Source organism: Terrabacter lapilli, assembly GCF_039531305.1.
In the GTDB taxonomy this organism is placed as follows: Bacteria; Actinomycetota; Actinomycetes; order Actinomycetales; family Dermatophilaceae; genus Terrabacter; species Terrabacter lapilli.
In genome coordinates this window covers 537390-553991 of sequence record NZ_BAAAPU010000007.1, presented here as the reverse complement: position 1 = coordinate 553991, position 16602 = coordinate 537390, and the positions used below count along the sequence as shown (strand labels likewise).

The 16602-nt window shown below is 69.6% G+C and carries 19 protein-coding genes; 16 read left to right on the top strand and 3 right to left on the bottom strand.

Translation table 11 applies throughout. The features are described from left to right. Positions 1 to 37: 37 nt before the first annotated feature. The gene (locus ABD241_RS10445) at positions 38 to 1168 is read left to right on the top strand and encodes a TolB family protein (RefSeq protein ID WP_344061648.1); all 1131 of its coding nucleotides are present in this window, start codon (positions 38 to 40) and stop codon (positions 1166 to 1168) included. A gap of 58 nt (positions 1169 to 1226) precedes the next feature. Here ABD241_RS10445 and ABD241_RS10440 read toward each other — a convergent pair whose 3' ends face one another. Beyond that, positions 1227 to 1406 carry a hypothetical protein gene (locus ABD241_RS10440; protein WP_344061644.1) on the bottom strand — a complete coding sequence of 60 codons (180 nt, stop codon included), beginning with the start codon at positions 1404 to 1406 and terminating at the stop codon, positions 1227 to 1229. Between the two features lie 177 nt (positions 1407 to 1583). Here ABD241_RS10440 and ABD241_RS10435 point away from each other — a divergent pair, with 177 nt between their 5' ends. The 7 genes from ABD241_RS10435 (at position 1584) to ABD241_RS10405 (ending at position 8372) form a co-directional block, all read left to right on the top strand. Then, positions 1584 to 2027 (top strand): ester cyclase, encoded by a 444-nt coding sequence (locus tag ABD241_RS10435; protein ID WP_344061641.1) that lies wholly within the window; start codon positions 1584 to 1586, stop codon positions 2025 to 2027. A gap of 456 nt (positions 2028 to 2483) precedes the next feature. Further along, positions 2484 to 4382, top strand: coding sequence for a glycoside hydrolase family 15 protein (locus ABD241_RS10430; protein WP_344061638.1), 1899 nt, complete (start codon positions 2484 to 2486; stop codon positions 4380 to 4382). Between the two features lie 58 nt (positions 4383 to 4440). Next, on the top strand, positions 4441 to 4992 hold the full coding sequence (locus ABD241_RS10425) for an RNA polymerase sigma factor (RefSeq protein ID WP_344061635.1): 552 nt from the start codon (positions 4441 to 4443) through the stop codon (positions 4990 to 4992). Then, complete coding sequence (locus ABD241_RS10420; RefSeq protein ID WP_344061632.1) at positions 4992 to 5897, top strand: hypothetical protein; 906 nt, start codon at positions 4992 to 4994, stop codon at positions 5895 to 5897. The genes ABD241_RS10425 and ABD241_RS10420 overlap by 1 nt, the downstream gene beginning before the upstream one ends. Continuing rightward, positions 5894 to 6802 carry an ATP-binding cassette domain-containing protein gene (locus ABD241_RS10415; protein WP_344061629.1) on the top strand — a complete coding sequence of 303 codons (909 nt, stop codon included), beginning with the start codon at positions 5894 to 5896 and terminating at the stop codon, positions 6800 to 6802. The genes ABD241_RS10420 and ABD241_RS10415 overlap by 4 nt, the downstream gene beginning before the upstream one ends. Then, positions 6802 to 7773 carry a hypothetical protein gene (locus ABD241_RS10410; protein ID WP_344061626.1) on the top strand — a complete coding sequence of 324 codons (972 nt, stop codon included), beginning with the start codon at positions 6802 to 6804 and terminating at the stop codon, positions 7771 to 7773. Before ABD241_RS10415 ends, ABD241_RS10410 begins: the two co-directional genes overlap by 1 nt. Next, a complete protein-coding gene (locus tag ABD241_RS10405; RefSeq protein WP_344061622.1) occupies positions 7770 to 8372 on the top strand; it encodes a hypothetical protein in 603 nt (200 codons plus the stop codon). Before ABD241_RS10410 ends, ABD241_RS10405 begins: the two co-directional genes overlap by 4 nt. 27 nt (positions 8373 to 8399) lie before the next feature. Here ABD241_RS10405 and ABD241_RS10400 read toward each other — a convergent pair whose 3' ends face one another. Beyond that, complete coding sequence (locus ABD241_RS10400; protein WP_344061619.1) at positions 8400 to 8594, bottom strand: DUF4177 domain-containing protein; 195 nt, start codon at positions 8592 to 8594, stop codon at positions 8400 to 8402. A gap of 108 nt (positions 8595 to 8702) precedes the next feature. On the opposite strand from ABD241_RS10400, the gene ABD241_RS10395 reads away from it, so the two are divergent. Further along, entirely contained in the window at positions 8703 to 9767 is a 1065-nt protein-coding gene (locus tag ABD241_RS10395; protein WP_344061616.1) for an NYN domain-containing protein, read from the top strand. A gap of 24 nt (positions 9768 to 9791) precedes the next feature. On the opposite strand, the gene ABD241_RS10390 is transcribed toward ABD241_RS10395, so the two are convergent. Continuing rightward, positions 9792 to 10445: a hypothetical protein gene (locus tag ABD241_RS10390; protein ID WP_344061613.1), complete on the bottom strand. Its 654-nt coding sequence runs from the start codon at positions 10443 to 10445 to the stop codon at positions 9792 to 9794. A 180-nt stretch (positions 10446 to 10625) separates the two neighbouring features. On the opposite strand from ABD241_RS10390, the gene ABD241_RS10385 reads away from it, so the two are divergent. The 7 genes from ABD241_RS10385 (at position 10626) to ABD241_RS10355 (ending at position 16147) form a co-directional block, all read left to right on the top strand. Beyond that, positions 10626 to 11177: a hypothetical protein gene (locus ABD241_RS10385; RefSeq protein ID WP_344061610.1), complete on the top strand. Its 552-nt coding sequence runs from the start codon at positions 10626 to 10628 to the stop codon at positions 11175 to 11177. A gap of 96 nt (positions 11178 to 11273) precedes the next feature. Next, positions 11274 to 12020: a hypothetical protein gene (locus ABD241_RS10380; RefSeq protein WP_344061607.1), complete on the top strand. Its 747-nt coding sequence runs from the start codon at positions 11274 to 11276 to the stop codon at positions 12018 to 12020. A 275-nt stretch (positions 12021 to 12295) separates the two neighbouring features. Then, on the top strand, positions 12296 to 14005 hold the full coding sequence (locus tag ABD241_RS10375; RefSeq protein ID WP_344061604.1) for an AAA family ATPase: 1710 nt from the start codon (positions 12296 to 12298) through the stop codon (positions 14003 to 14005). After that, a complete protein-coding gene (locus ABD241_RS10370) occupies positions 14005 to 14457 on the top strand; it encodes a hypothetical protein (protein ID WP_344061602.1) in 453 nt (150 codons plus the stop codon). The genes ABD241_RS10375 and ABD241_RS10370 overlap by 1 nt, the downstream gene beginning before the upstream one ends. Further along, a complete protein-coding gene (locus tag ABD241_RS10365; protein ID WP_344061599.1) occupies positions 14454 to 14669 on the top strand; it encodes a DUF2997 domain-containing protein in 216 nt (71 codons plus the stop codon). The genes ABD241_RS10370 and ABD241_RS10365 overlap by 4 nt, the downstream gene beginning before the upstream one ends. Next, positions 14650 to 15516, top strand: coding sequence for a ComEA family DNA-binding protein (locus tag ABD241_RS10360; protein ID WP_344061596.1), 867 nt, complete (start codon positions 14650 to 14652; stop codon positions 15514 to 15516). The genes ABD241_RS10365 and ABD241_RS10360 overlap by 20 nt, the downstream gene beginning before the upstream one ends. Beyond that, complete coding sequence (locus ABD241_RS10355; protein WP_344061592.1) at positions 15401 to 16147, top strand: 4Fe-4S single cluster domain-containing protein; 747 nt, start codon at positions 15401 to 15403, stop codon at positions 16145 to 16147. The genes ABD241_RS10360 and ABD241_RS10355 overlap by 116 nt, the downstream gene beginning before the upstream one ends. Positions 16148 to 16602: the final 455 nt, after the last annotated feature.

Here is a 16602-nt window from a genome sequence, read left to right as displayed (position 1 = left end):
ACTGGACGACGGGCACCCTCACGACCCGGGAGGTGTCGTGGCCGCAGCAGCCGTCCAGTCGCGCACGATCGTCGCCGTCGTGGCACTCGCCACGGCCGTGCTCGTCGGCTGCACCACCCTTCACGGTCCTTCGTCGGCCCCGCGCCCCGAGGCCTTCGAAGGCGGCCCGGCGACGGCCGCGACCAGGTCCCCGGCAGCCACGGGAGCGCCCGTCGTGCACGCGAGCCGCCCGGCGTCCGCAGGGGCGGCGCTCGTCCCGGCGACGGCATACGTCCTTGCCGTCGTCGGGGGGCACCTGCGGATCATTCACCTCGACGGGTCAGGCGTCCGGATCGCCGTGCCGACCGTCGACGTGCCGGAGGACTCGGACGTCGTGATGGCCGGCGACTGGTCGCCCGACGGCAGGAGGCTGACGTTCACGCGCGTGCACCACGACCCCGAGCCGGTCCGGTCCTCACTGTGGGTGGCGGCGAGCAACGGCGACGCAGCGCGCGAGCTCGTGCGCTGCGTCAGCCCGTGCCAGCGGGCCGGGCTGGGCGCCTGGTCGCCCGACGGCGACCGGATCGCGTATGCCGTGAGCGAGCTGGGCACGACGGCGAAGCCCGCGCGCAGCGCCATCGAGGTCGTCGCCGTGGCGTCGGGCCGGCGGCACGTCGTGACGGAGACGACGGACCCGGACGACGAGCTGGCGTGGCCCCGCTGGTCGCCCGACGGGCGCCGGCTCGTCGTGCAGATCACGGTCCGGCCGGCTGCGTCCGCCTCGTCGGCCACGCCGGCTGCCCGCTCGCCGCGGATCGCCGTCGTGGACCTGGCGCAACCGCCGACACAGGTCCCTCGGGTCCTCGCGGCGACCGTGCCCGGCAGCCACCCGGACTGGAGCTGGCGGAGCGACCTCATCGTCTTCGCCACCAACGACCCGCACATCGTGGACGGCGACGCGGACCGCAACCTCTGGACCGTCAGGCCGGACGGCACCGGCCTGCACGAGGTGACGCACTACCGGTCCCCCGCCGCGGCCGTGCACCCGTCGTGGACGCCCGGCGGGGTGATCCTCTTCGAGCACTGCGAGGCACTGCCGGCCTGCTTCGTCGCCTACGCCTCGGCCGACGGGTCGCTCGTGCAGACGCCCGAACGGCTCCCGGGGCGCTGGCCGCGGTTGCAGCCGTAGCGGCTCGACACCCGAGGCCGGGTGGGCCGGTGTGTTCACTGCTTCAGGGGCGGCGGCCTCAGCTCTGGCCGCGGACCTCGCTGGCGGCAAGCCACGACTCGAAGCGCCCTGCTGCTGTCATGAGGTAGCGGTGAATCCCGGCCTCCAGCTGCGCGACCTCCTCGCGCAGCCCGAACATTTGGTAGTCGGCCCGGCGCTCGGGTGCGCACTCGTGGTCCCCCTGAACGGTCCGATCCACGGACGCGCCGCACTCCTGACAGGGCATGAATCGGGAACCGAACATCACACACCACCTCGTCCCTTTGAGCGAATCCTCGTACATCACGCCGAGTTGCACCAGTCTCGGCCCGTTGCCCCTCCGGCGGGCCCAGTACTAGCGTCGACAGGGTGGGCAGGTGCCAGAGCGGAGGCTCACATGGCAGAGAACGCAACCCTCGCGCGCAGGATTCACGAGGCCTGGAACGAGCGAAATTTTGACGAGATCGCCGAGGCAACCGCGGCCGAGGGAAGGATCACGATCGTCGGCTCCGGTGACACCTTCGAAGGCCCCGAAGGCTCTCGCGCGTACAACACGATGTGGGCTCAGGGGTTCCCGGACGGCCAGGTCACGGTCGACCGAGTGATCGAGTCGGGCAACTACGTCGTCGTCGAGTTCACCGGCCGGGGCACCCACACGGGAACCTTGGCGACCAGCATGGGCGAGATCCCAGCAACCGGGCGCTCCCTGACCCTGCAACTATGTGACGTCATGGAGTTCAAGGACGGCAAGGTCCACAGTCAGAAGACGTACTTCGACACCGGATCAATGATGGCTCAGCTTGGACTCACGTCCACCCAGACGGCATCCCAGCACCAGTAGTCCATTTCAGAACAACCGGCACCGGCCCACCCCTGATCACCCTCGACACCCTGCTTCCTCACCGGTCTCCGGGCGACCGGCTCGGTGACGCGGGAGGGCTGCTGGGGACGCTTCCGGGCGGAGGTGGCCCCCCGTGGAACGGTCGAGCCAGCTGCACCCGAGCCAGGGCCCCAGCTCGCGAAGGGGTGGCGAAGGGGCCCGCCTCGCGATGCGAGCTCGGGCCCCGGTGGCGGTTCACGTACCACAACGGGCCAACCGCCGAAGTCTGCGTCCTCATCCGGACGACCATTTCCAGTGCACGCCCGTGACACGGACGAGTCGTGGCAAATCGCCGACCCTTGCGGAGATCTTGCAGAGGACCTGAGGTGGCCGAGCAGCCGGCGCGCGGGACGGCATACGGCAGGGACGGCATACGCGCCCCTTGTCCGCGACCGCGCACGGGGGGACTCTGTGCTCATGGGTGGATCAGTGGAGGCGCCGACGCCCCCGCCGCCGGTCGGTCACGTGAAGACGGTGCCGATCGCGGACTACGGGTTCCTGGCGGACGGTGAGGTGACGGCGCTCGTCGCGCCCGGCGGCGACATCGACTGGATGTGCCTGCCACGCATGGACTCGCCGAGCGTCTTCGGCTCGCTGCTGGGTCGGCACGCGGGACGGTTCCAGCTGGGACCCTCGGATATCGGCGTGCCGACGGCGCGGCGCTACCTGCCGGGCACGAACATCCTCGAGACGAGCTGGGGGACGTCGACCGGCTGGATCATCGTGCGCGACGTGCTGCTCATCGGGCCGTGGCACCACGACGAGGGGATCTCGCCGAAGCACCGGCGCACGCCGATGGACTACGACGCGGAGCACACGCTGCTGCGGACGGTGCGGTGCGTGTCGGGTGAGGTGCAGACGGTGATGGCGTGCGAGCCGTGCCTCGACTACGGGCGCCGGACGCTGCACTGGGACTACACCGACCGCGGCTACCACCAGGGCGTCGGGCAGGCCGAGGGGTTCGACCTGAGGCTGACCCTGACGACCGACTTCCGAATCGGCTTCGAGGGCGCGCAGGCGACGGCGCGGACGCTGCTCAAGGAGGGCGATGAGCGGTTCGTCGCCCTGTCATGGGGGGCGGTGCCGCCACCGACGACGAGCCAGGAGGCGCACGACCGGCTCGAGTGGACGGCGCACCACTGGCAGCACTGGCTCGCGCGCGGGCGCTTCCCCGACCACCCGTGGCGCGCCTACCTGCAGCGAAGTGCCTTGACCCTCAAGGGTCTGACGTACTCGCCGAGCGGCGCGATCGCAGCGGCCGCGACGACGTCACTGCCGGAGACGCTCGGCGGGGCGCGCAACTACGACTACCGCTACACGTGGATCCGTGACGCGACGTTCGCGCTGTGGGGGATGTACTCGCTCGGCTTCGACTGGGAGGCCGTGGACTTCTTCTCGTTCATCGCCGACGTGGCCGAGCGGGACGAGGACCTGCAGATCATGTACGGGATCGGCGGGGAGCGTGACCTCCCGGAGTCGACGCTGGACCACCTGCAGGGGTATGCCGGGTCGCGGCCGGTGCGCATCGGCAACGCCGCGCACTGCCAGGTCCAGCACGACGTGTGGGGCGCGCTGCTCGACTCGGTCTACCTCCACTCGAAGGTGGCCGACCACCTGGACGGGCGGATCTGGCCGATCCTCGGCAAGCAGGTCGAGGCGGCGCTGAAGCACTGGCGCGAGCCGGACGCCGGCATCTGGGAGGTGCGCGGAGAGCTGCAGCACTTCACCTCCTCGAAGATCATGTGCTGGGTGGCCGTGGACCGCGGCGCGCGGCTGGCGTCGATGATCGGCGAGGAGGCGCAGGCCGCCGAGTGGCAGCTGGCCGCCGAGGAGATCCGCGAGGACATCCTCGCCAACGGCGTCGACTCGCGCGGGGTGCTCGTGCAGCACTACGGGACCGACGCCCTGGACGCGTCGCTGCTGCTGGCGCCGCTCGTGCGGTTCCTGCCGCGGGACGACCCGCGGCTCAAGGCGACCGTGCTGGCGATCGCCGACGAGCTGACGGTCGACGGGCTGGTGCTCAGGTATCGGGTCGACGAGACCGACGACGGGTTCTCCGGCACGGAGGGCACCTTCACGATCTGCTCGTTCTGGCTCGTGTCGGCGCTCTGCGAGATCGGCGAGCACCAGCGCGCGCACGAGCTGTGCGCCAAGCTGCTGAGCTTCGCCGGGCCACTCGACCTCTACGCCGAGGAGATCGACGTCCACACCGGGCGGCACCTCGGCAACTTCCCGCAGGCGTTCACCCACCTGGCCCTGATCAACGCGGTCATGCACGTCATCGCGACGGAGGAGACCCCCGACCAGGACATGTGAACCCGGCCCGCGCGACGAACCGGGAACCGTTGCAGGGTCGCAGGGCGACAGTGGAGGTATGGCAGCGCTCGCCGCCCCCGACGACCGGACCCTCCTCGAGGCCCTGGCCGACGGCGACCTCGGCGCCCTGCGGGAGCTCTACGACCGGCACGCCCCGTGGCTCTCGGTGCGGCTGGCCCGCCGGTGCAACGACCGCGAGGTCGTCGCCGACTGCCTGCAGGACACCTTCGTCGCCGTGTGGCAGGGCGCCGGGCGCTTCCAGGGCAGCGGCGAGGTCGGCGCTTGGATCTGGGGCATCGCGATCCGGCGGCTCGTCAGCCGGCTGCGCACCCGTCGCGACGTCGTGCTCGTCCCGGACCTGTCCGCGCGGGGCGCCACCTCGGTGGCGGTCGAGGACGAGCTGCTGCAGGGGGTGGAGTACGGCGACCTCGGCCGCGCCATGGCGTCGCTCTCCCCCGAGATGCGCGCCGTCATCCAGGCCACCGTGCTCGACGGGCTCACCACCCGGGAGGCCGCCAGCCTGCTCCACATCCCGCAGGGCACCGTCAAGACGCGGGTGCACCGCGCGAAGGCGCACCTGCGGGCCAGCCTCGTGGAAGGACACCGATAATGAGCACGCCTCACGTACGACCCGGCGACCTGCGGGCATGGGTGCTCGGGGAGGCCGACGGCCTGGTGTCCCTCTCGGTCGAGCAGCACGTCGTCGCGTGCCCGCAGTGCCAGGCCGCCGTGGCCGACGCCGTGGCCGACGCCGCGGGCGATGCTCCGGCACCGAGGGCGTATGCCGTCCCGCCGGGCCCCGCCGGCCGGGCGCCTTCCCGCGGTGGCTCGCTGCCCGACCTCGACGCGGTCTGGGGTGCGGTGCGCGACGAGATCGGGCTGCCGCGGCCGTCGGCCCTCGAGCGGCTCCTCGTCCGCCTGGGCCTGCCGCCGGGTGACGCGATGCTCGTCTCCGCTGCCCCGGCGCTGCGCGGCTCGTGGATCTGCGCCGTCGCGCTCGCCGTCGCCTTCGCCGTCGGAGGCGCACTGGCGGCCCGGAACGGCGGTGTCACCGTGTTCCTCACCGTCGCGCCGCTCGTGCCGGTGCTCGGGGTGGCGACGGCGTTCGGACCGGACGTGGGCGCCGCGGCGCTGGAGCAGGAGAGCGCGGCGCCCTACCCGCTCGTGCGGCTCGTCCTGCTGCGCGCGGCCGCCGTTCTGCTCGCGGCACTGCCGGTCGTGCTGCTCGGCCAGCTCGTCTTCCCCGAGGCGGCGGCGTGGGTCTGGCTCCTGCCGGCCCTGGGCTTCACCGCCGCCGTGCTCGCCCTCTCGCCGTGGTTCGGCCCGTGGTGGCCGGCCACCGTGATCACCACCCTGTGGCTCGTCGGCACCGCCGTGGCCACCCGGCTCGACACGATCTGGGCGGTCTTCGCGCCGCGCTACCTCGTGCTCTACCTCCTCATGCTCGCCATCGGCCCGCCGGTCCTCGTGCTGCGGGCGAGGCGCCTCGGCACCATCGGAAGGATCCGGTCATGACCGCACCCAGCTCTCCCACGGTCTCGCTGCGCGGCGTCACCAAGCGCTACCACTCCGAGGCCGCCCTCGACGCGGTGGACCTCGACCTCGAGCCCGGCATCACCGGGCTGCTCGGGCCCAACGGGGCCGGCAAGACGACGATGCTGCGGGTGATGGCCACCGTGCTGCGGCCCGACGAGGGTCGGGTGCGCCTGCTCGGGCGCGACCCGGGCGACCCGGACGCCCGCACCGAGATCCGGCGGCGGCTCGGCTACCAGCCGCAGGAGCTCGGCTTCCCGCGCGGCTTCTCCGCGATGGCGTTCGTCAACTACATGGCCGTCCTCAAGGAGTGGGCCGACCGCGGCCCCCGCACCACCGAGGTGCGGCGGGTGCTCGACCTGGTCAGCCTCGGGGACGTCGCGACGAAGCGGATCAGCCGCCTCTCCGGAGGCCAGCGCCGACGGGTCGCCCTGGCCCAGGCGCTGCTCGGCACGCCCGAGCTGCTCGTCCTCGACGAGCCGACGACCGGCCTCGACCCCGAGCAGCGGGCCTCGCTGCGAGGCGTGCTCGCCGACATCGCGGCCACCTGCACCATGGTCATCTCGACGCACCAGACCGAGGACGTCGCCGCCCTCTGCAACCGGGTCGTCGTCCTCGACGCGGGGCACGTCCACTTCGACGGGACGGTGCCCGAGCTCGTCTCACTCGCAGCCGGCAAGGTGTGGATGGCCGACGAGCCCGATGGCGCCGCGCAGGCGTCGTGGCGCACGGCGACGGGCCTCTACCGCAACGTCGGTGAGCGAGTTCCGCCGGACGCCGCGCTGGTCGCCCCCAGCCTGGAGGACGCGTACCTGCTGCTGCGCGGCGCTGCGGGCGTCGTGTCCGTCGCGTCCGTGGAGCCAGAGTCCTCGGCGGAGGTGGCGTGATGACCAGCGCGTCGCAGCAGGCCACGACCCCGGCGACGAGGGCGGCTGTCGCCTCCCGTCCCAAGCACCGTCGAGAGCACCGTCCCGTCCTCGGCGCGCTCGCCCTGCTCGAGGCGGTCCGCCTCGCCCGGCACCCCGTCCTTCTGGCGGCCACGGGCATCGGGGTCCTCCTCACGGTGCAGGTGCTGACCGACAACTCGACGCAGGTGTCGACCGACGCCCTGGGGCTCCCCCTCGTGGCGACGAGCGTCGGCCTCGGCTCGATGCTGGCCGCCTTCTACCTCACGCGCTCGTTCCACCGGGCCGACGAGATCGTCGAGGCCTCCCCGACGTCGACGACCGCACGGACGGGTGCGCTCTGCCTGACCGCGGTCGTGCCCGCCCTGGTCGCCTCGGTCTGGTTCGTCCTCTACTACGGGGCGAGGCCGGCGAAGGTGGATGCCCCCGAGTGGATGTACGGCATGTTCTCGCACGCCGACATCGCCGCGGTGCTCGTCGGCCACTCGGTCATCTCCGCGGTCGGCGCCACGCTGCTCGGCGTCGCCGCGGGACGGTGGTGGAGCTTCCGCGGCGCCTCCGCGGTGCTGCTGCTGGCCGTCGATGCGTGGACCGTCGGCGTGCTCGGCTTCTTCAGCAGCGGCGACGACGCCCCGCCCGAGTGGTTCCGCTGGGTCCGCCTCTTGGTGCCCTTCGGCTACTTCAGCTCCACCACGGCCGACAACAGCTCAGTGGTCAGCCTCACCGGCTCACCCCGGTGGTATGCCGTGTGGCTGCTGACGCTGTGCGCGCTCGCCGTCGTGGCAGCGCTGCTGTGGCGCTCGGAGGGTGCCACCCGTCGGCGGGTGGTCCGGGTCGGTGCCGTCATGTTGGCCCTCTCGGTGCTGGCCTACGGCCTGGCCGTCGGTGGCGGCCTCAGCCATGTGGTGCGCACCTTCCCCGACGGCCACAGCGTCGTCCTGGTGACGCGATGAACGTGCCGCGCGCCCTCGGACCCGCCACGGGAGTCCCGTGGCGGCCGGTCGCGGTGCTCACGAGCGGTGGCCTCGGTCTGCTCCTCGTCGGCGCGGTCTGGACCGGCACGTCGGTGTCGGCGACGGCTGTGACGGTGGGCGTCCCGGTGCTGGCCGGCGGGACGGCATACGTCCTCGACGAGGCGGCCGGCGAGGCGGTGGCGGCGGTCCCGACGTCGCTGCGGGCGCGGAGCGTCGCACGGCTCGTCGTCGCGGCAGGGGTCGTGGCGCTCGGCGCGCTGGCGCTGGTCGGGGTGGCGCTGCGCGGGGGTAGTGGCGCCAAGGCCGCGATCACGGTGCAGCTGACGGGTCTGACGCTCGCGGCTGTCGCGGCCGCGGCGGCTCTGCGCCGGCGCTTGGCCGAGCCGGGCGAGGTGGTGGCGGGCGGCCTCCTCGGGCTGGTGCTCACCCTGACCGTCGCGCACCCGCTGCAGCGGTGGGTCGACGTCTTCCCGTCCGAGGCCGGTCAGCGCTGGGCTGGCTCGGCGGTGCTGTGGGCGCTGGTCGCTGCCGTCAGCGTCGCCGCGCTGTGGGCCGCCACCCGCGACCCGCTGGACTGACGGCGTACGCCCTTCGACGGGCCGGGTTCAGGGCTTCTCGAAGGTGACGAGGACGCCGCTCACGCCGCCGGGGCCGACTCGGCCCTTGACGTCGACGGAGGTGATGGCCTTGAGCGCCCATCCCTTCGAGCCGTACTCGTTGAGCACCTTCTCGAGCTTCTCGCCGGACATCTTCCCGCCGAGGAGTCCTTCGCGAAGCTCGACGACCTTGTACTGCGGCATGGTGTTTCCCTCCCTGTGTCTCGGTCGTCCGACCCTACGCGGCCGAGGACTCGTGCGCGGGGGCTCGCGCCGCCGGGTGAGTCACTGCCTGGTGTGGGAGCCTGCCTCATGAGGTCCTACTGCGCGCTGTACGTCGACGTCGGCTACCTCCTGGCTGCGGCCGCCACCCGGGTGACCGGCACGTCGCTGCGCAAGGGCGTCGTCGTGTCCTACCCCGACCTCGTGACGCGCCTGATCGCGGACGCCGAGAAGGCGAGCGGGCTGCCGCTGCTGCGGCTGCACTGGTACGACTCGGGCAACCGACCCGGGGCCAACCCGGACCCGGCGCAGGAGGCCATCGGCATGCTGCCGCGGGTCAAGCTGCGGCTGGGGCGCACGTCTCCGCAGGGTGAGCAGAAGGGCGTCGACCTGCGCATCGGCCTGGACCTCGCGGCCCACGGCCGCAACCGCTCGGTCGACGTCATCTACCTGCTCTCGGGCGACGACGACCTGTGCGAGGCCGTCGAGGAGGCGCAGAGCCACGGGATGCAGGTGGTGCTGATGGCGGTGCCGGGCCGGTCGGGCAAGCCGCATGCCGTCTCGCGCCACCTGATCCGCGAGTCCGACGACCTCATCGTGCTCGACGGCTCGGTCATCGACGAGACGGTGCACGTGCGCCGGCTCCAGCCCGAGACGGAGGTCCCGGTGTCGGCGGCCGCCGCGGGTGTGGAGGTGCCGCTCCCGGGACCGCGGGTCGCGGCGAGCCCGGCGCCGGCGGAGCCGAAGCCGGCGGCGGCTGCCGCGCCCCGTCCGACCCCGGCGGTGCTGGCGGGCAACAAGGTGCCGCAGCCTGCGGCGGCGCCCGCCGCCGCCGCTCCCGGTCGGCTCGTCTGGTCGAGCGCGAGCGAGGGGGTCGGCGGGGCGGACCGCGCCGCCGGCGCCCCGGTGGTCGGTCCGCGCGAACTGGAAGCCATCGACGACGTATGCCGTGGGGTGATCGCCACGTGGTCCATCACCGCGAGCGCCGCCGACCGCACCCGCCTGATGAGCCGGAAGCCGTTCATCCCCGGCGACCTGGACCGGGCGCTCCTGCTCGACCTCGCCGCGCGGCTCGACCGCTACGACGTCGAGGACCAGCTGCGCTTCCTGCTGCGTGACCACTTCTGGGAGCAGGTCAGGCAGCTCGACCGCTGACCGGCCGACGCGGGATGGAGACGTCTACCGCTCCCGGTGGGTGCCGTCGTCGTTCACGGGATCGATGCCCACACCCGTGATCCACCAGCGGCCGCGGTAGGTCAGCTCGACGTAGAGGAACGCGCGGCCACCTTCCACCTTCCTGACCGTGTGGCCGGACCGGTCGACGATGTCGTGGTCGGTCTGGCGCGTGTCGGCGGTGACGCGCACGCCGCTTCGCCAGACGACCAGGGACACGTCGCTCACGGTCAGCATCGGATCCTCGTGGCGCTGGCCGACTCGGGCGAGGTGCGCCGCGGCGTCGCGGAAGTTGGTGCACGTGCCGCAAGCGTTGGTCGCCCGGTTGTCGAGGAGCGACGCCTTCGGTGTGGTCCACGCGGCATTGAGACGGGTGAGGTAGTCCTCGACGTAGGCCTCCGCCCCTGCGGGGCTGTGGTCGTGCCAGAGGTCGGGCCCGGGCTCGCGCGACAGCCGGGCGACCGCAGACGCGCTCGGGCTCGACCGGCTCGCGGTCGGCGGGGACGGCCGCGAGGTGTGCGCGGGCGTGGCGCTCGCCGTCGGACCGGCCGCAGTGGGCCACGTCGAGCCAGCGGCCTGGGTGGCGCCGCACCCACTCGACATCCCGACCACGGCGGCCAGCGAGCTGAGGAGCAGGGCAACGTGTCGCATCTTCGGCATGGGATGTCCCGTTCGTTCGGCTGGCGTCACCTGCCGACCCAACCGCAGACGCACGGATCCGCTTCGGCGTTTTCCACAGGGAGGAAGCCGCTCGGCCGCGGGCTGACCGCTTGAGAGCGGCCGGTGGGGCGGGTGGAGACTGTTGCGTGTCCGCGAACCCGAGGAACGGAAGAGCCTGCCGTGTCTGACCACGAGACGTACGTGACACCGAAGGTGGCACAGCCCTACTGGGCCAAGCACGCCTACGAGGTGCTGGTCGAGACGGCAGGTCGCTACAACGCGGTCATCACCTACTCCGAGCTGGCAGAGGAGGTGCAGCGGCGGTCGTCGCTGCACACCAGGTCTGCGATGCGCAACTGGATCGGCGGCCTGCTCGCCGACCTCGTCAAGGTCAATCACGTGCGCCACGAGCCGCCGCTGACCTCACTCGTGGTCCACAAGGACGACGGCCAGGTCGGCACCGGCTACGACGAGGTGCTGCGGGTGTACGGCCATGCGCGGATCCAGGACCAGCTCGAGAGGGAAACCCACGCAGCCGCCTCACGTCTCGAGTGCTACCGACACTGGGGAGCCAACGTCCCTGCCGATGCGCAGCCGACCTTGGTCACGAGGACCCGTGAGGTGCGCGAGCGCACCCCACGCGCGGCGGCGCAGGAGGAGCGCCGAGGGGCGGTCTGCCCGACGTGCTTCATGGAAATGCCGCTGTCGGGAGCCTGCGCGAACTGCGACTGACGCCCTGTGCGGGGAGCGGAACCCCCGTAGTCGAGCTCGATCTGCCGCAGCACGCGTCGACGTGTTTGGGTGTTTGGTCATGAATGTCGGGATCGAATGACATTCTGGGCGCCCCGCATCACCTACGCACGAGGGGGCTTCTCTATGCCAGCCGATACTTCCACCTACGGTCTTGGCGAGCAGAGCCAGCAGCGGATCGTCTCCATGTTGACCGCTGGGCTGGACAAGGCCGTCAGGCTCCAGCAGCCGATGGTGTCGAGTCATGTTCTGAAGGTCCGCGGTTGGCACCCGAATGGCACCCCAGGCGACGTCATCAGGTCCCTTGAGAAGCAGTACTTGGCGACCGTCAGCGGCTCGGGTGCAGCAGTGGGGGCGTCCGCCGTGGCCCCCGGCATCAGCACCCCGGTCACAATTGCTCTTGCCGGTGGAGAGATCGTCGCATCACTGAACGCCACGATGCTCTACCTCTTGGCCGTTGCAGACGTGCATGGCGTTGCCCTGACTGATCTCGAACGGCGCAGGACGCTGCTGCTGGCCGTGCTTCTGGGTCAGACAGGGAGCGACGCAGTCGGCAAGGTAGCTGAGACGACCGGCAAGCACTGGGCCAAGAAGATCGTCCAGGCCGTACCCATGGAGTCGATCAAGAAGGTCAACCAAGTCCTCGGCCGCAACTTCGTCACGAAGTACGGCACGAAGCAGGGCGTGCTCGTTCTCGGCAAGGCAGTGCCGTTTGGGATCGGTATTGCCATCGGCGGTGGCGCCAACTTCCTGATCGGTCGCGCCAACGTCGCCGCCGCACGAAAGGCGTTCGGGCCTCCTCCTGCAAACTTCGCGGATGCCTGAGCAGCCGGGGCCGTCATTGGTCGCGGCTCACGAGCCCGGCCGTCCGGCAGGCAGTGGCCAGTGGCGCGGGCTGACGCGCCGCTCGGTCTGGTCCGCCGCGATGCAGCTCTGCTGGTTCGGCTCGTTAGGCAAGGGCGCCAGCGGCCTTGCCAATGACGTAGTGCTCGTCTCAATGCGGGACGCAGCGCGGATGACGTCATTCTTGGCCACGGTCCTATGCCTTGGAAGCCACTACCTCGCGGCGACATGGACCAGAATAACCACAGCCCGAATTCATGAACCGCCCAGCCAGAGGAACACCAGTGCCTGCACCTGCAAATAGGTCGTTCCGCGACAACCTTGCCCTGCTCTTCCGCGCCAGGTTTCCCGTCATCTACATCGAGTCGTTCGAGGAGACTCGCGTTCTCGCTGAGATAGATTCCGTCGCCCGGGACGCGAGCGTGATGCGCACGGTCCGCCCCATGTACACCTGGAGTGCCACGCGAGGGTTTGTTGAACCCAACGGAGCGACGCACGCTGGCACGACCGATCCCAAGCAGGCCGTCGACTGGATGTTGCAGCAGGAGGGCGCGGGAGTCTTCGTCATGCTGGATCTTCACTCCCATTTGGGAGACGACCGGCGCCCCGCAGATCCGGCATTGATCCGGGCCCTGCGTGATGCTGCCGGCAACTTCCACGTTGGCTCCTCTGCACGCGTCCTCGTCATTGTCGCTCCGACCCTGAGGATCCCGAGTGAGCTGGAGAAGGACATCACCCTGATCGATTTCCCGTTGCCGGACGAGCGAGAGATCAGAGCGGTCCTTGACGACATGATCTCCGCCAACACTTCGAGCAATGGGCGAATCCGGGTGGAGGTTGACTCCGTTGGGCGCGAACGTCTCGCGAAGGCGGCTCTCGGGCTCACCCTCAACGAAGCGACCAATGCCTTCGCGCGAGCCATGGTCGATGACGGCGTGCTCTCCAACGACGACGTCCACGTCATCATGGAGGAGAAGAAGCAGACGGTCCGGAAGGCTGGGCTTCTCGAGTTCGTTGACGTCGATCTCGACTTGGACGACGTTGGCGGCCTCCAAAACCTGAAGAGGTGGCTGAGTAAGCGGAACAACTCCTGGCTGGCCGAGGCCGCCGAGTATGGGATTCCAGCACCCAAGGGCGTGCTGATGACAGGAATACCAGGCTGTGGCAAGTCGCTGACGGCAAAGGCGGTCGCGGCGGCGTGGGAGCTTCCACTTCTTCGCCTCGACATCGGCAAGGTCTTCGCGGGGCTTGTGGGCTCGAGCGAGCAGAACATGCGGTCCGCGATTCGTACGGCGGAAGCGGCGGCGCCCTGCATCCTCTGGCTCGATGAGATTGAGAAGGGGTTCTCGGGCCTGTCAGGCGACGGAGACTCCGGCACGTCAAGCCGCGTTTTCGGCTCCTTCCTCACCTGGATGCAGGAGAAGACCACGCCAGTCTTTGTGATCGCCACGGCGAACAAGGTTGACCGGCTCCCGCCCGAGTTCCTGCGCAAGGGTCGCTTCGACGAGATCTTCTTTGTCGACCTCCCCACTCGGCTGGAACGACGCGACATCTGGTCGCTTCACCTGTCGAAGCGGTTGCAGCGAAGCAAAGCGGCAAACCTCGACATCTCCGAGAGTCTGCTTGACACACTGGCCGATGTCACCGAGGGGTACGCGGGGGCCGAGATCGAGCAGGCAGTTGTAGCAGCTCTCTTCGATGCGTTCGCCGACAGGCGGCAGCTCAAGGATGACGACCTCGTCCGATCGATCCGGAACATGGTCCCGCTCAGTGTCACCCAAGCAGAGGAGATTGCAGCTGTGAGAAGTTGGGCAGCCACACGGGCAGTCGCGGCGACTGCAGCAGATGACCGTTCGAGCTATCGGAGCACGGCACCCGCCGCTCCCACTCCGCCGTCACCGGGAGCGGCGCCCGCGGCCCACGCGGCGGAGTCGTTGTCACGAGGCGGACGGTTGGTGGACTTCTGATGAGCATCTCTATCGTTCTGCTTCCGCTCGCCGTCGCCGCCGTCAGTGCATGGCAGGCGAGCCATCAGGACACTGATGCCGAAGGCCGCACGGTGTGCCAAGTGCAAACTCGGATGAAGGATCAGGAGCTTCTCGGGGCTGCATTGCGGGACACTCAGGCCGACGTCAGTGCATCAACAGACAAGTTGGTCGCCCGGTGGCAGGGCGTTGAGGCAGAGTTCCGCCGTGATGCTCAAGGCATCTGGCAAGCGAACTTCACCGGGAACGTGGACGTCGGCGGTGCGGCCGCCATCGTGGCCGCCGTCGATGCGGCGTACGGACGTCAAGTCCAGCAGGCGGTGTTGGCCAAACTGCGAGATCGAGCGCCGGCGGCCGGTATGTTCGTCGCCTCCGAGACGGTTGAGGACGACGACAGCGTGACACTCGTTCTGGATGTGAGGAATAGCGCATGACGACCGGCGAGCAGATCATCGTGCGCGTCACCGCGGACGGCTCGGTGCATGCTGAGACCAAGGGCATCAAAGGGCCGAAATGCCTGGACAGCATTGAGCTTCTGGAGAGCCTTCTCGACGCGACGGCTCAGTCGAGCGCCTTCACGTCTGAGTACACCGAGACCAGTACCGCATCGACGACTGAGGTGAACGATGAACTACACCAGCGCTAGCGCGAGCAATCGGCTCGCCAATCGCCCCTGGCGTCTACGCCACAGCGCATGGCTACTGGCCCCGATTTTGGGATTCGGGGTGTTCTCGTTCATCGGATTTCTGTATTGCGCCATACGCATACGGAACGCGAAGTGGTGGCGCATCGCGGGCGTGACGGCAGTTCTGTCCGCCATCGCCATTGTATTGATGTCCCTTTTCTCCGAAGGCGAGAAGGGAGCGAAGGCAGCCGGACCTGGGAGTGACTTAGCAGTTGGCTACATGCTCGCGCTATGGGTCGGGCTGATCATCTATGGGATCACCGTCAACCGGGATTACCTCCGCTGGAGGGCTGGCCAAACAAAAGCGAATGCTTGGTACAACCAGCCCGCCGCATCAGGCGTAGATGCGCGCCTCGCGCCCCCTCCGGCAGCGACGACTCAGGCTCCATCGCCTTCTGTCCGCCGTGAGACGGCTTACCCGTTCAACGTCGACGGCCAAGAGCACTACACGCCGCAGCCGACGATCTCAAGCCCCCCTCTCGCCCCTGCTGGGTACGGGGCGCCGAGCGCCACCGACCCTGCAGCGGTGGATGTGAACTCGGGCGATGCGGCCGCTCTGGCCTCGGCTACTGGGCTCAACCTAGCCAGTGCCGAGCGCGTGATCCGGGCGCGGGATCAACGGCGAGGGTTTCGGGACCTGGAGGATCTCGTCGTGGCTGCGAACCTTCAACCCCATGAACTGGTCAGGGTGCGTGGAAGCGTCACCTTCGGACCTTTCCGGGCCGGCACGGTGCCCCCGACCAACTCATCCCCCGAGCATCGTCCCCCCACGGCCGAGCCGCGAAGCGGACGCATTCTTGACTACTGACAGTGCACTTCCCCTTCGGATCGCGGCTATCTCACCGCTAACCGAGGTGGAGGGACCCGGTAAGCGCTTTGCCGTATGGGCGCAAGGATGCTCGATCCGCTGCGATGGATGCTTCAACCCGCACCTGTGGGGCGCAGCGGGCGGCCGGCCAACCGGTCCGGACGAGCTCGCCCAGCAGGCGCTTGCTTCGGGAGCCGAGGGCGTCACACTCCTTGGCGGCGAACCCTTTGACCAAGCGGACGGCTTTGCCACGTTCGCACGGACAGTGCGTGATGGTGGCCTCAGTGTCATGACGTTCACGGGGCACTACCTAGAAGACCTGCGAGGACCCGACGCACCTCCTTCCTTCGCCGCGCTGCTCGCTGCAACAGATCTACTCGTGGACGGCCCTTACCTCGCTGACCAGCTCGATCACGCGCGCCCTTGGGTCGGGTCACGCAACCAGCGGTTCCACTTCCTGACTGACCGATATCTGCATCTGCGGTCGCGGCTGCCCGGGCTGGCGGACCGTCTAGAGGTACGCGTCAGTCCGACCGGGGAAGTCAGCATCAACGGATGGGCTGACGTTGCCGCGCTCGATGAGCTCCTTCAAGACTCGACGCCAGCGGTTGGGCGCGGCTCCGTGAGGTAGCTCCGAGTCCAAGCGAGAGCACAGCATCGGCTCCATCCCAGTCAACTTGCCAGCGTTGCCTGCAGCATCGGCCGTTCTCTTGATCGACTGTGCCCATTTGGACGGCTGAACGCGACATCAAGCGCCCGCGGCGACGATGACAGTCGTATGCCGCCGGGTCCGCCCCGACGGCATACGGCTGTCCGGCTCTCGTGCGCCTCAAGCCCTATCGAAGGTGACCAGGATGCCGCTTACTCCGCTTACGCCGCCAGGGCCGATGCGGCCCTTGACGTCCACGGACGTAATGGCCTTCAGAGACCGGCCTTTGGAGCCGTTCTCGTTGAGCAACTTCTCGAGATTGTCACCGGAACATCTTCCCGCCGATGAGTCCCTCACGAAGCTCGAGGACCCTGTACTGCGGCCTGGTGTCCCTCCCTGTCTCGGTTCTCTGGCCTTTGGACGAGGCGGCGTACACA